We start from the raw sequence: 14,503 nt of genomic DNA, 5'->3' as shown, positions 1-14,503 counted from the left end.
CGGCTCGGATCAGGAGCCGATCTGCGCCTTGATCTGGTTCTCCTTGTTCATGGCGCCGGCCCAGATCCGTACGTCGGAGACCCTGGCCGGCAGGTAGTGCTGGTACACCGCACCGGCCGGGCCCTTGCCGACGGCGATCGCACCCGTGCCGATCCGGGTGGAGTACTGCGTCCAGTCGCCGTTCAGGGCGGTGCCGACCCGGAGCGCGATCTTGCCGCTCTGAGCGTCGAAGATGCCGGTCAGGCGGACGGGCGCGTCGAGAGCGGCCTCCACGTCCGACTCGATGCCGGTGAAGGTGGACCCATCAGCGTTCAGCCGTCCGAAGAACCAGGAGCCGAGCGGGATGGTCACCTCCTCCATCACCTCCGGCGAATCGTCGAAATACGTCTTGGTGCCGGTCCGCTTGAACCACAGCCCCCAAGAGGAGCCGTCCGCCGTCCGCTCCCCCACGACCTGGCCGATGTAGCCGACTGCCTTCTTGTTGATCTCGGCGCGGTCCACCGCCACCTGCGTCGACACCGTGAAGGAACCCGTGTCGTCGACGAACGGACCGGCGGCGGCAGCCGCGCCCTCCACGCCGTCGAGGACGATCTGCTCGGTACGGACGGCCGATCCGCCCTCCAGCGTCAGCGCGCGACCGTAATTCGAAGTGTCCGGGACGGTGGTGCCCTCATCCGCGACGCCCTCGGCGGACCAGCCGGCGACCAGTTCCACGCCTGTCATGCCGCCAGGCATGAGCAGCCGGGCGTCGCCGGCGACCTCGGAGTCAAGGAGAGCCCGCTGCCATGCCTGGACCTCGTCGATGGAGCCCTTCCAGTAGTCGTAGTAGGCGCCACGCCACCAGGCACGGCCGATCTGAAAGCGGTCGGTCGACGTCCAGGACGGCGCGACCGTGTCGGTGCCCTGGAGCTCACCGTTGACGTAGAGCTTGATCAGCTTGGTGTCGCTGTCGTACACGGCTGCCAGGTGCGTCCACACGTTCAGGGCAGCCGGCCGCTCGGACTGGACGATCTGGTTGCTGATGTCCCCGTCCGTCGCGTCCTTCGGCGAGGTGCGCAGCTCCCACTTCTTGGAGTCAGCCCGGTAACCCAGGTAGAAGGCGCTGTACCAGCCGCCGCTCATGACAGGGTCCTGGCCGAGCGCTGTCGCGTTGCGGCTGTCGTCCGTCAGACGCACCCAGGCGGAGACGGTGTACGACGATCCGGTCCCGAGGACCGGACCGTTGGTGGCGGTGTACCCGGTGGTGCCGTCAAGGGCAAGGCCCTTGTCGGTCACCCGGTCCTCAGGCTTCAGTTCCAGGCCTTGGGCGTCATGGGTGATCAGGCCGCGGCGGCCGTGGCCGTCGCGGGTGGTCGGCCCGGTGAGTGCGGCGTCGGAGGCGCCTCCGGCAGGGGCGCTGTCCTTGGCCACACCGTCGGCCTCGTCGAAGTGCCAGAGACCGACGGGGGCTTCGCCCTTGGCGACCTTGAACTGGACCGGGTTGGGTTCACCCGCACGACCCAGGACGTCCTTCGCCCGCACCTCGAGGACGTACCTTCCGTCCGCCGGCGGCTTGACGCTCGCAGTGGGGACACCCGGGGCCAGGGTGGTCCAGGTGGTGCCTGACGCGGGCTCGCCTTCGGCTGCTTCGCTCAGGTGGTACTCGTACTGCTTGTTGTTGGTGTCACCCTCGGCGGGGCCGAAGGTGAAGCCGCCGGGTGCGCCGGCCTCCGGGCAGTTGTCGGGAAGGCACTGGACGTACGGGCCGTTGAACGTGACCGTGGGCGCCTTGGGCGAGGTCGGGTCGACCTTGAAGTAGCACCAGCTGACATAGCCCGAGGACTGCGAGTAGGCGCCGCTGTCGTGGAACGCCTGGGTCAGCGAGCTGTAGCGGTACAGCGGACCTTCGTTGAGGGTGCTCGGCCATGAGGTCGTCATCTTGACGTTGTCACCGACGAAGCCGGTCCCGGAGGGTGCGGCGATGCCCGAGCCGGACCAGGTGCCGTCCGCGGCCTGTGACTCGATGCGGAACCATGCCTTCAGCTTGGCTCCGCTCTCACCGCCCAACGCCGTCTGCGGCGTGGAATTCAGGGCAGGGGTCGGGTCGGAGACAGTGGTCGGATGCGCGGCGTCGGTGCTGCACACCGTGCCGGAGCCACTGACGATGCCGACGCCCGTCGGCTTGGCCGGGTAGGCGACGTAGGCGACCCGGAGCACGGCGTCGTTCTTGAAGCGCTTCCAGGCGGACGCGTCGCTCTCGTCGTGGGCGCGGACCTCGAGCGTCAGCCGGGAGAACTTGCCGGCCGCGAAGTCCTGCACGGTCGGCGTGAGGTTCTCGTTGGGCTCGTCCGCGGCGTCGTTGAACTCGATGGGAGCGTCGGGCGCATCGGGGTCACACAGGGAGCCGCGTCCTGCGGACACGTACCGGTCGACCATCCAGTCCAGTTCCTTGGGACGGGTCGCCCACGTCGTCGAGGAGGAGATGTTGTCGGTACGGACCAGGTCGACCCAGCGGGGGTCACACTGGAAGGCCCACGGTTCGGTCACCGCGAAGGTGGCGTCGAGCACTCGCTTGCCTTTGAGGCTGTCGGGCGCGAACTCGAAGTAGAGCCGCTGGACGTACCCGGGCCCGCAGTAGTAGCCGTTCCACGAACCGCACTTGCCGGCACCTTGACCGTTGTCGTCGGTGCCGTTGCCCCAGCCGTAGGACGCGTAGCCGTCGGACCTGAGCAGCGTGCGCTCGGACTCGCCCCAGGTGACGGTCGGGTCGATGAAGATCGGATAGGCATCGGCTGCGGTGGTCGTCAGCATGTCCGCGTCCGGGACGACGGAGAGTGTGTCCTGGGTCACGTTGACGTCCACGCGGGAAACGTTGTCGCCCTGGCCCGGCTCCAAGCCGGTACCCGAGGCTGCCTGTTCAGACGGATCGCCGGGCGTCGGCTGCGTGTCCTCGGTGCCGGCGCTCTGCTGCACGAGCTGCGCAGCGGTACCGCCGTCGGAGGCCGTGTCCGTGGCGGCGGCCTTGCCCGCGGAGTCCCACATCTGGGCCGGCGGGGACCGGAAAACGGTGTTGCCGGTGCCGTCGACGGCGGCGAGGTTGCCTGCGGCGCCCTTACGGACGGCGAGGCCGTCCGTCTTCAGGTCGAAGGTGAGCTCCTTGAGCGCCGGGTTCGCAGCCGCCTGCGGCGTCTTGACGACGAGGACCTGCTGGAAGCTCTCGACGGTGGCCGTCAGCTTGAGGTCGACGTCCGGCAGAACGTTGCGGTAGACCGCGTTCGCCCCGTCGATCTCCGGCGCGGGAAGGTCCGCCTTCCAGTCCAGCTCGAGCGAGCGCCCCTGGTCAGCGATCTTGACGAGCGGTTCGTCGTCTGCTCCGCCGGAGAAGGTCATCTCGGCCGCTGCCGCCCTCGGGCCGACCGTTCCATCGGCGCGGCGCTCCAGCGTGGCGTCCGGCATCTGCCAGCCGCCGCCGGGCTGGGCGACGCGGACCGGCACGGAGTGCTGTTCCAGGGTGAAGGTGAATCCGTCGGTGTTCGCAAACACGCTCGTGCGCTCGCTACGCTCTCCCTGGACCTCGACCCGCTGGCCGGATTCCTTGGCCTGCTCCAGTGCACGATGCGCTTCATCGAGCTAGGCGAGTTCAAAGCAGGCACAGTGGCCTGCGCGACTTGGACCGGAACCACCAGCCCGAACGCCATAGCTGACAGCGCGCCACGGTCCTTCGGGCATGCCGAAGGCACCCCTGTCTCTTCACAATCCCCACCCCTGCATAGCGCAAAGATCACAGTCAGCAAGTCACCAAACGACATGACTCACCGTCATGTCAAGGAGATCGGGCGGCACGCCCAGAACACGCCGTTCCGTCCACGCATCGCCAGCGGAGGATCAGTTCGAACCCTTGGAGTTGCAGGCCCGGTGCGCCTCCGCAAGATCACTTGATCTCTCCTCAGCCGGCTGACACAGTCCGGGGAATGGCCGTGACTGAGCGGCGAGTCGGGAAAGGGTTGCTATGGGTGTGGGGATCATGTTGCTCGTGCTCGGCGTGGCCGGCGCGGGCTGGGAGGCCATGTTCCTCTTCAACGTGCGTGGCGCCGCGGACAAGGTTGCGGAACGCCGCAACGCCGTGCGGGCTGTGACTGCTGCCCGAACCATGGACCTGACGCTTATGGAACCGTCTCGGTTCGGCCCCTGGTTCTTCAGGCTCGTGGGAGGTGTCTTGATGACCTGCTGCCTGTTCCTCGGCTTCATCGGCCTTGCCTTGACGTTCGGAGAGTGAACCATCGCCAAGCCCGCCCACGCCGCGTCCGACACAAGCCAGCCGACCGCCCACAACGCGGACACCTCCCAGCATCCCGGCTGGCGCTGCTGCACCTGCGCACGCAGGCCGCAGGGAAGCCGTGGCTGCATGCGGGTCAGGTGAGGTGGCTGAAGGCCGGCACAGCAGTTCCTGGTCGACGCGGGGCGCGGGCGGAGCGTGCTGTACCGCCGGCCGGCACGCACGGCAGCGCGTTCCGGCCCGGCAGCACTGATGTTGCGCCCGGCCGCTCTGCCACCCCTGGACGGCTGCCGCGATAGTGGGTCCGGTCAGGCGCGGGAGGCCGTCAGGTCGGCGCCTGCGGTCGGAACTGGCGCTGCTCTGGAGGTCGCCGCATCCCCGCTGCTCCCGCCACCGGGCCGGTGGCCAGGGCATCACCCTCTTCCCCAGCCCCGCACAGGGGCCGGGATCAGAGGTGTCCACCATCCGGGGGGAAGAGCCAACGCCAGGTCGGATTCCCGCCAGCTTCCGGCGCTGGTGCCAGCAATGCTCAACGTCATGAACCGACATGAAGGAAACCTGGCTCTGATCACGGGCGGCAGCCGGGGCATCGGTGCAGCTGTGGCGTTACGGCTGGCTGAAGAAGGCGCTGACGTCGTCCTGACCTATGAGAACAGCGAGGAACGCGCCACCGAGGTGGTGGAGCAGATCAAGGCCAGAGGGCGCCGGGCGCTGGCCATCCAGGCCGACAGCGCCATCCCTGAGGCACTCACCGCCGCGGTGGAGGAGGCCGCCGCGATGTTCGGCAGACTCGACATCCTGGTCAACAACGCCGGTGTCTTCCTCGTCGGCCCACTCGAAGACCTGGGGTCGGCAGAGATCGATCGCACCCTGGCGGTGAACGTCCGGGCGCCGTTCGCAGCGTCCCAGGCGGCAGTGCGTCACATGGGGCGGGGCGGCCGCATCATCAGCATCGGCAGCAATGTCGCCGAACGTGCGGTCTTCCCCGGACTGGCGCTGTACTCGATGAGCAAGACGGCACTGGTCGGGATGACGAAGGGCCTGGCCCGAGAACTCGGTCCACGTGGAATCACCGTCAATCTGGTGCATCCCGGCCCCACCGACACGGATGCCAACCCCGCTGACGGGCCGAACGCCGAGGTGATCGCCGGCTTCACGGCTGTGGGCCGCTACGCGGAAGCGGCCGAGATCGCGGCCACCGTCGCCCACCTGGCAAGTGCGGACGGCGCGTACATCACCGGAGCCTCGATCCATGTCGACGGCGGCTTCACCGCCTGACACGCGAACGCGGTGTTCGGCCGCTCCCGCAACATCCGCTGACGCTCGGCTCGTGCAGCTCAGTTGGCCTCGATCTGCACGTCGCTGGGAGGTAAGCCAGCCATCACACACCGGGTCAGAATCGGCACTGCGCGACTCAGTACCTTCATGGCCGTTCGGAGCGGGCGTCCTGCTCCATCTGAGTACAAGCGCTCATGCACTTGATCGTGCCGTGGTGTTGAGTGGGCTCATGCTCGACGAGTCGCCGGGCGCCGGGGGCGAGGCAAGGGGAGGGCGCTGTGTCGCTGAGCGACGGCGGGTCCACGTCGGGGGTGTCGTGGTTGTCCAGTGCGTTCGAAGCAACACGGGACGCTGTCAGCGCGCAGGCTGATATGGCCACCGAGTTTTCGTCGGTTGCGAAGTTCCGGACGCGCGTCGACGAACTGATCCGTGACCTGAAGGGATCAGACGCGGGGCCGAACAAGATCGGGCAGGAGCAGCTCGTACGCAATCAACTCGGCGGCGGAGACGGGGCGTGGGCGGAAGCAGCCGGGCTGTTCACCGCATACGGGACGGTGATCAGCGAGCTGGAGACGCTGTCGAAGCTGTTGTCGGACTCCATGGAGGGCATGGGCATCGCTGTGCTGGCCTCGCACAAGGGCTACCAGAACATCGACCTGGACATCCGCGACCGCATGGCCGCGATCAGTGCGGAGACCACCGAGCACTACGGCGGCAGCTATCATTCCGGGCTTCCGCAGCGGGGCCGGAACAGCGGCGGCGGCCAGGCATCGGTGAGCGGCGACGCGGGAGGCTCGATCTGATGTCCGGCAAAGGAACCGGTGGCGGTGCATCCTTCGAAGACATGAGCCACGAGCAAATGCTGGCTTGGCTGGATCAGGCGAACTCGGGGACCGTGCAGGCCGCTGCCGACCGGTTGGTGTCAGCAGCGGAGGAGATCCGGAGGATCGCCGAGGAACTGAAGGTCCGTCCGCAGTGGGTGGAGTGGAAGGGGGAGGGCGCGGACGCGTTCCGTACCTGGGCCGACGACCTGGCCAACTCAACACTGTGGTTGGGCGATTTCAGCGAGGACGCTGCGAAATGGCTGGGCGAGACGTCCGGCGCGATCGCCCAAGCACAGGCGTCGATCCCACGCGACGCCAGGAGCGCCCAGGCGAATCTGGACGCGGCGCGGGCGGCGCACAACGATCCAGATGCGGCAGCGGTGGGATCGAAGTCCGCGAGTGAGCTTGCGGCGCTGGCGACGCACAAGGAGGAGGTGCGCCAGCAGGCGGCGGCGCAGATGCGGAAGCTGGGGCAGACGTATGCGTGGTCGGCCACACAGATGGATGCGTTGGAGCGGCCGAGATTTCCCCCGCCGCCCAAGGCGTTTGTGCCGACGGACAGTCGCTCGTTCGGCCACGACGACACAGAGACCCGACCGGGCAGTTCAGTGATGAGCGCCTCGGTCTCCGGCACCATCTCCTCCGCACACCTGGCGCAAGGACGTGAGAGTGCCGCTGGCGGTCCAGACCTGAGACAGTCCCCGGGTTTGACTTCGTCCGCGCACCACAGGCCGGTGGACGTGGAGCAGCCGACACGGATGGGCGTCGACTCTGTGGCCATGCTGCCTCAGAGTCCGCAGTCTCCGGCGGTTGCAGCAGGCGGCCAGCCCGGCTCGGAACCCGTAAATGCCGGAGCGACTCCGCAGACCGCCCTGGCTCCTCCGGTGTTCGGCAGCAGAGCCGGTGTTCCGGTCAACAGCCCAGCGGGGCGGGGGCGGGCTTCTGCCATGAGCCGGATGCTCGTCCAACCCGGCCAAGGCCCGATGTCGACTCCTGTGCGCATGCCGAGTGGTCCCAACGCTGCAGGCAGCAGTCACGGCATCGTCGGCGGCCGCCTTGGCACGCCGTCCGTGGGCAGGCAGACCGGGGCGATCCCGCGCGGCACGGTCGTACGCGGGGAGAGCGCGGCCGCACGCGGCCCGATGGGTCCGACCGCTGGCACGGCCAGTCCGGCGGGACGCGTGGTGGGCCAGCAGAGTCAGGTCCCTGGCCGTCGTCCCCAGTTCTCGAACGGTGGCGTCATCGGCGGCCGTCCGCTCCCGCACGACGCTGCGGGAAGCCGCCGTCCACCGCAACCGGGGCGTGCGCGAACGGTGGCGTCCGCACCAGGCAGCTCAGGTCCGGCGGGTGGTTCCGGCTCGGCGGGCCGCGGAATCGTGGGCGGCGCGTCCAGCGCGGCGCGCCCGGGGCAAAGTCAAGGTGTCGGTGGGGCTCATGCGCCCCAGCCGAGTTCCCAGGCGAGCCCTGGCGGCAGGGCCGGACGTCCGCGCCGCGCGGTGGAGGATGAAGAGACCTGGCGGCAGGGCGGCCGTCGCGTCGTGCCGCCGGTCATTGACTGACGTATCCAGAACGGAGAAAGCGATGGTCATGTGCACCAGCACTCGACACAGAGGCCGCCGTGCCGCGGCATCGGCGGTTCTCGGCCTGCTGCTGGTGGCCGCCGCAGGCACGCAGGCCCGCGCGGAGTCGACCCGTGAGGACCAGTGGTTCCTCGACGCGATGAAGGCCGAGCAGATGTGGCAGACCAGCACCGGCGAAGGCGTCACGGTGGCTGTAGTCGACACCGGCGTCAACCCTGACAACCCCGATCTGAAAGGGCGCGTCCTGCCGGGCAAGGACCTTGCACCGGACCAGCCCGGCGACGAACACACCGACTATGAGGGTCACGGCACTGGCATGGCCGGTCTGATCGCCGGAACCGGTGCGTACGGCGGCGGAAACGGCGCCTTCGGACTGGCCCCCGGCGCGAAGATTCTCCCGATCCGGTTGCCCAATGCAGAGACGGCAGCCAACCTGGCTGAGGCCGAGAAACGTTTCAACAAGGCTGTCGCACCGGCGATCCGCTACGCCGCCGACAAGGGCGCAAGGGTCATCAACATCTCCCAGGGGGCGACGGAGGGTTCGCCGCAGTTGACCGCAGCAGTGAAGTACGCACTCGGCAAGGGATCGTTGATCTTCGCCGGCGTGGGGAACGATGGAGGCGGGGCCAACGAGGTGATGTACCCGGCCGCCACGCCGGGAGTGGTCGGTGTGGCGGCGGTGGGCAAGGACCTACGAAGGACCGCCGAGTCGGAGCACGGGTCGCAGGTGGACATGGCCGCCCCGGGCGAGGACATGGTGCACGCCTGTGACAGCGAGACCGGGCTGTGCCGGGGCCACGGCACCAGCGACGCCACCGCCCTCGCCTCCGCCAGCGCCGCCCTGCTCTGGGCCGAGCATCCGACCTGGACCAACAACCAGATCCTGCGAGTCATGCTGAACACCATCGGGGCCCCCACCGACGGCGCCAAACGCAACGACTCCATCGGCTACGGCACCGTCCGCCCCCGCATCGCCCTGCAAAACCCCGGCGACCCGGGCCCCGCCGAAGCCTACCCGCTCCCCGATCTGGCAGCCGCGGCAACGAAATCACCCTCCCCCCAGACCTCAGAGACCGCAGGCGTCGATGCTCCGGCAAAGCATGACGACTCCGTCGCGACGGCATCCGCGTCCAAGGGCGGCAGTACGTCCTGGGTTGCGCCGGGTATCGGCGCTGGCGTACTCCTCGGAGCGGCGATCGCGGGCTCCGTCGTCGGCCGCAGGCCAGGGCCCCGGCGTTTGCCCGGGTCGTCCGGTTTGATCATGTGATGCCGTAGAGGCTGAGGACGAGGGTGCGTTCGGTGTGGGCTCGGCGGCCGGCGGCGGTGTTGACGTACCCGGCAAGCTTGAGCGCACCGCGGATCAGGTCGCGGACGGCGGCGAGGACTGAGGGCGTGTTGTGGGTCCTGACCTGGGACTTGTCCTCGTTGAAGGTCACATCCCGACACCAGTGGACGGTGTTCTCCACGGTCCAGTGCCCGCGAGCCCATGAAGCGATCTCGGCGGCACTCGCTTCCTCGGCGGGCAGGTCGGTGATGGCGTAGACGGTCTCGCTGGACCACTTCTTCGCTCCGTAGAGACGGCGTCTGCGCTGGATGCGCAGGACCTGGGCCGCGTGGGGAAAGAGCAGGCCGTTGACGGTGACGACCTGGACGAGACGCTGTTCGTGGCGGCCGTGGCCGCGGGCGTCGTCACGGTGGATGACGGGGATCTCCTTCCAGGGCAGGGCGTGGAGCTGACGGGCTTGGCCGCGCTGGTTGTTCTTGATGGTCAGCAGGTAGTGGGCGCCGCGTTCGTGCAGGTAGGTGGCGTGGTCGCGTTGGGCGTGGAGGGCGTCGGCGGTGACGACGGCCCCCTTGAGATCGGCGTCGTCGAGCTGGTCGAGCAGGGGTTGGAACTCGGGGATTTCGTTGGTCTTCGCGCCGATCTCGCGGGAGGCGAGGGTGATGCCGTCGCCGTGCCGGACGGCGGAGAGCACGAAGACGCGGCTGCCGTCCGGGCGCTTCGCACTGCGCAGGCACTTGCCGTCCACCGCGATGGCCCGGCGCCGGGAGCGCACCGGTTCGGCGCGGGCGGCCGCCCGGTGGGCGCGGCGCTGTTCGCGTTCGATGCCGCCGTCGGGCATGAGCGGCTCGGGAGAGTGGGACACCGTGGACAGCAGGGGCCGCAGGTGGTCGTAGCCGGCCGCGCTGACCTCACCGGGATCGAGCCGCCCCAGAACGGTGCGCAAGGTCTTCTCGCTCGGGATCCGGTAGCGGCCGCGCAACGGATGGTAGGGCAGACCGAAAGCGGCCAGTTCCTCAGGCGTCGCACGTCGGCACCACTCCGCCGCCGCGGTGATGGAGTCATGGCCCGCCGGGGTCATCGCACAGACCACCAGGGCCAGCAGCGAGGAGACCCGGTAGCGCACCCCGCACGCCCCGCGAGGATCGGTGACCGACTCGAACTCGGCAACCAGGCCGCGGACTTGGTCTCGCGCGGCATCCGAGCCGAGGGCCTCCAGGCGGGGCGCCGGAGAGACGGGAACGACGGCAGGGGATGATGGAGGAACGAACACGGCACCTTCGTGGATCTTGCAGCGTAGAGAACTCCATGATCCACAGGTGCCGTGTTCATCTGCTTCCGGGGCCCGCCAGCATGATCAACCGGCCCAGGCCGGGGCGATCCGGGCAAACGCCGGGGCCCTGGGCCGCAGGCGTCGGGCATTCGCGGCTGCACTCCCCATGTCCGCGTTCGCCGCCGGTCAATTCCACCGAACAGCAACGGCGTTAACGCCGCCCTTGTCCACGCCTCCGGGCACATCGGACAGTGTCACCCCGTCCGATCGAGGACCGGGTCCCGTCTGAGTACCTGTACTCAGACGCCATGGTGGCCGATACGGATGGGGCACTGATGTAGAGGCGTTACCGTACGTCTCGGTCACCGCAGCGCTGCGGCGACAAGTTCACATCCGCTTGGCGGCGCACGACATGTTACGGGGAGGGGCCACGCATGGCGTGGGATGAGTGGGAACAGCTCAAGGCCGTTGCGGCTGGGCGGCACTCTGCGCGGATGCAGCTCAACCATGTGCTGGCCGATCAGGGAGGCGGCGGCACGAGTAGCGCTGGCGCTCCTTCCGGCAAGTTGAGGTCGGACAAGGCGGCGTGGTCCAAGGCGGGGGAAGGCGTGGGCTCGCTAACCAAGAACATCAACAAGGCACTGGTCGAACTTGAGAACGGTCAGAAGGGCCTCGGCAAGGATTCCGGATGTCTGACCGCTGTCGCGCAGCGAGACGTTTACGCCTCCTGGGAGCGCTACGTCAAGGACGTGAGCGGGCGGTGCGACGCACTGGCGGGGGTATTCGAGAAGGTAGGCAACGATCAGGTGCGGACCGATGAGGCGATCAAGGCCGAAATCGCCAGGCTGAAGGTCCAGTACGAGGACACGCCCGCCGTCGGCGGCCAAGCCGGGGGCCGGTGACGAGGAGCCATGGATTTCGCGACCCTCAGGGCCCTGAAGCCGTCGGAGTTCTCGGACTCCGCAGGCGGATATCGCAGAACGAGCGACATGGCCAGTGCGGCAAAGGACCGTATCGAGCAGCAGATCGCCGTGGCCATGCGTACCGCCAACCAGGGCGAGGCTGCAAGCGCAGCCCAGAAGCAGCTGCAGGAACTGGCGCAGAATTTCCACTACACCCAGGTGGAATGTGGTCTGGTCGGTACGGCACTCGACGGGTTCGCGTACGACCTGGAGTCGGCCAAGAAGAAGCTGGACGCGGCCGTTGAGAACGCGGAGGCAGAGAAATTCACCGTGCACTCCGACGGTTCGATCAGCTATCCCTCCGGCGGGGAGGAGGTCGACGGCAAAATTCCCGACGGCGGCACGGTGACCGCACTGACCGACGCAACGGCTGCGGCCGTCGGCCGTCAGTCTGCCAACTTTGACCCCAATCCCCATCACCGTCGTGCGCAGGACTACGCCGATCAGATCGCAGATGCTGTCAAGGAGGCCACGGAGGCCGACGAGAAGTGGGCGCCGAAGCTGCGGGCGTTGAAGGCCGACGATGATCTCACAGTCTCTGGCGGGGACTGGGCGGACGTGAAGAAGGACACCGGTGGTGTCCTCAAGGCGGCCGAGGACTACCTGGACTCGGTCCAGGAGCCACCCAAGCACGGCACTCCGAAGGAAAACGCCAAGTGGTGGAAGAGCCTTACCCACGAGCAGCAGGCGGACTACATCGCCGTCCACCCCGACTCGATCGGGTGGATGGACGGGCTTCCCGCTTCTGTGCGCGATGAGGCGAATCGGACCGTCCTTGCCGAGGCTCATGGTGTCGCACAGGTTGAATTGAATGATTGGATGGCGAAGGAGCCCGATCGATTTACAATCGTTCACCAGCTCAACCCTAATACGGGTGAGACGGTGGATGTACCGATGAGGCTTCCGGAAAGAGAGTGGAAGGAATGGGACGCAAAGCGGCAGGAAATCCAGGATCGAATCGATGGTATGGATTCAATCCAGAGCCGCTACGACAACTACAGTGGGGATGAGGCCACCCAGCCCTATCTGCTCGGGTTTGACGACAAGAAGCTGGGACATGTCGTCATGTCCATCGGGAATCCCGATACCGCCGATAATGTGGCAACATACGTTCCGGGCACCGGGAGTAAACTGAGCAGTATTGATGGTGATATTTCAAGGGCGGAGCTGATTCAGGACCAAGCAGCGATCGCAGACCCTACGCATTCGACGGCATCGATAATGTGGCTTGGCTACGATGCGCCGCAGAGCCTCATGGGGGACGCAACTGACGCAAAGTGGGCTGACAACGCTCGTGAGCCCTTGAGTAGTTTTCTGGCCGGGATCGACACGACTCACGGAGGACACGTCAACTCAACCGTTCTGGCTCATAGTTATGGCACCCTTGTGGCGGGCGAGACGATGCGCGACCACCCGAACCTGCCGGTGGACAATGCGATCCTGGTCGGGAGCCCAGGCGTGGGGGTCAATCACGCCAAGGACCTGAACATTCCAGCGGATCACGTCTGGGCGGCAACGGCGAAGAACGACCTGGTAAATATGGCCCCGCCGCCAGCAGGACAGTTGGCGCCACTGAAACCGAAGGCCTATTGGCGCCTTTTCAACGACCACTCAGTCATGTACGGAAACGACCCGACATCCGATGAGTTCGGTGGACAAACCTTTGCCGTTGCTGATGGGCACCTTCCGGGTTGGCACGGGAAACTTATGCCCGCTCATTCTCAGTACTGGGAAGGGGATTCTCTGGCCAATATGGCGAAGATCGTAACTGGAGGGACCCCGTGAAACTGAACTGTACGATTTCCGCTGCTGCATTGCTTTGCATGGCAGTCGCAGTCGCGGCTTGCGGTACCCAGCAGGACGGCAGCGGGAACGGCGCAACGAAATCCAAGCAGGCCACCATGGACGAGCAGCAAGCAAGTAAACGTGCGGAGGAAGTCGTTCGCCAAGCGGTGGACGGCATGTCGCCCAAGCCGACCCTCAAGCGTACTGGTCTGCGTCCCTTGGGGGCATGCGTTGCCAGTGATGACGGCGGCTCAGACGACCGAGTGCAGTACCGACTTACCTATCAGTTGACCGGAGTTCCGGGCAGTAAGGCAAAGACGCTCGTACGGCAGGCCCGTGATGCCTGGGTGAAACTGGGCTACAAGTTCCAGTCGTCAGATGCTGACTGGTCCGATCCCTTTCCTTCGGTCAGCATGCGTACCGAGCCGGATGACTTCTGGATGACCGCCCTCACCGGCGTCGTGGACCGCGCCAAGGGGGATGGTCTCGCAGCCATCTCCGTGACTTCTCCCTGCTTCGCCCCCAGCGGTGGGTCCACCGCCGACTCCGCAGCCCTCCATCGGACGCACGTCGACGAGCGCGCCGGGCATCGGGCGCTCGACCATTCCAGCCGCATCTATGACGCTCTCCAAGTGCGCCATGCCCAAGCCCAGGTGGGGGACGGGATTAGCGTCTACGAGGACTCCGAGGAACGCTACGTCCACCACGCCTGGTCGACCCAGCCTCTTGCAGAAGATGAGACGGTCCGGGCGATGGCACGTGCACAGACCTACTTCGAGAGCGCAGGCTGGACGGTGCGCCATGTTCCGACAGGCACTGGCGTTCCCGCGATCGTCGCCCGCAACGCCGAGGACTCGAGCGTGGCCCAGATCGCACCGTCGAGCACCGGCGCGGTGCGTGTCGCTGTCACAACACCCGTTGTGCCTGGGGAAACCGCGGTGACCTGAACGAGGTATGCGCCGGCGTGGCTGGTTCGCCCGGACAGGGTGTCGGCGGGCCAGTCCACCGTCTCGCCCTGCTGAACGTAAGTGTCGAAGGCGTTCGATGGCGAAAAGGTCGACGGGTCGACGGTGACCGGATACTTCGTCGCCGGGCCGGCCAGGAACTCCTGTTGGGGGTGACGCCCAGGTCGGCGGGGGCTCCAACCCCACCGCGTCCGCAAGAACTGCCAGCGTCAGCTTCATGACGATGGACTCGACCGACGGCGACCTCAGCACCGTCTACCACATGGCCTGGCAGCAGTGCCCGGCGAAGTGAGCGGTCC

10 protein-coding genes and 1 pseudogene are annotated in these 14,503 nt (G+C 67.2%); 9 read left to right on the top strand and 2 right to left on the bottom strand.

The genetic code is table 11. From position 1 onward, the window contains the following. Positions 1-9: 9 nt before the first annotated feature. Positions 10-3,522: a LamG domain-containing protein gene (locus QA802_RS13925; RefSeq protein ID WP_334521899.1), complete on the bottom strand. Its 3,513-nt coding sequence runs from the start codon at positions 3,520-3,522 to the stop codon at positions 10-12. Between the two features lie 481 nt (positions 3,523-4,003). On the opposite strand from QA802_RS13925, the gene QA802_RS13920 reads away from it, so the two are divergent. The 5 genes from QA802_RS13920 (at position 4,004) to mycP (ending at position 9,204) form a co-directional block, all read left to right on the top strand. After that, on the top strand, positions 4,004-4,255 hold the full coding sequence (locus QA802_RS13920; protein WP_334521896.1) for a hypothetical protein: 252 nt from the start codon (positions 4,004-4,006) through the stop codon (positions 4,253-4,255). Positions 4,256-4,780: 525 nt separating this feature from the next. Further along, on the top strand, positions 4,781-5,533 hold the full coding sequence (locus QA802_RS13915) for a 3-oxoacyl-ACP reductase family protein (RefSeq protein WP_334521893.1): 753 nt from the start codon (positions 4,781-4,783) through the stop codon (positions 5,531-5,533). Between the two features lie 278 nt (positions 5,534-5,811). Beyond that, complete coding sequence (locus QA802_RS13910; protein ID WP_334521890.1) at positions 5,812-6,336, top strand: DUF2563 family protein; 525 nt, start codon at positions 5,812-5,814, stop codon at positions 6,334-6,336. Beyond that, entirely contained in the window at positions 6,336-7,916 is a 1,581-nt protein-coding gene (locus tag QA802_RS13905; protein WP_334521887.1) for a translation initiation factor IF-2, read from the top strand. The genes QA802_RS13910 and QA802_RS13905 overlap by 1 nt, the downstream gene beginning before the upstream one ends. A gap of 22 nt (positions 7,917-7,938) precedes the next feature. Further along, positions 7,939-9,204, top strand: a complete 1,266-nt coding sequence (gene mycP, locus QA802_RS13900; RefSeq protein ID WP_334521884.1) for a type VII secretion-associated serine protease mycosin — start codon at positions 7,939-7,941, stop codon at positions 9,202-9,204. Here mycP and QA802_RS13895 read toward each other — a convergent pair. Then, positions 9,197-10,492: an ISAs1-like element IS1629 family transposase gene (locus QA802_RS13895; protein ID WP_006378747.1), complete on the bottom strand. Its 1,296-nt coding sequence runs from the start codon at positions 10,490-10,492 to the stop codon at positions 9,197-9,199. The two genes, mycP and QA802_RS13895, sit on opposite strands and share 8 nt — an antisense overlap. Before the next feature lie 434 nt (positions 10,493-10,926). Between QA802_RS13895 and QA802_RS13890 the strand changes: the two genes are divergently transcribed. The 4 genes and pseudogenes from QA802_RS13890 to QA802_RS13875 all read left to right on the top strand — a co-directional run. Then, a complete protein-coding gene (locus tag QA802_RS13890) occupies positions 10,927-11,394 on the top strand; it encodes a hypothetical protein (protein ID WP_334521879.1) in 468 nt (155 codons plus the stop codon). Between the two features lie 9 nt (positions 11,395-11,403). After that, complete coding sequence (locus tag QA802_RS13885; RefSeq protein ID WP_334521876.1) at positions 11,404-13,239, top strand: alpha/beta hydrolase; 1,836 nt, start codon at positions 11,404-11,406, stop codon at positions 13,237-13,239. Next, on the top strand, positions 13,236-14,186 hold the full coding sequence (locus QA802_RS13880; protein WP_334521873.1) for a hypothetical protein: 951 nt from the start codon (positions 13,236-13,238) through the stop codon (positions 14,184-14,186). The genes QA802_RS13885 and QA802_RS13880 overlap by 4 nt, the downstream gene beginning before the upstream one ends. A gap of 223 nt (positions 14,187-14,409) precedes the next feature. Next, positions 14,410-14,496 (top strand): annotated as a pseudogene (locus QA802_RS13875) (DUF4360 domain-containing protein); the annotation flags it as partial. Between the last annotated feature and the right edge of the window lie 7 nt (positions 14,497-14,503).

Source organism: Streptomyces sp. B21-105, assembly GCF_036898465.1.
Taxonomy (GTDB): Bacteria; Actinomycetota; Actinomycetes; order Streptomycetales; family Streptomycetaceae; genus Streptomyces.
The sequence above is the reverse complement of the archived record's forward strand: the minus strand, read 5'-3'. Positions and strand labels throughout refer to the sequence as shown.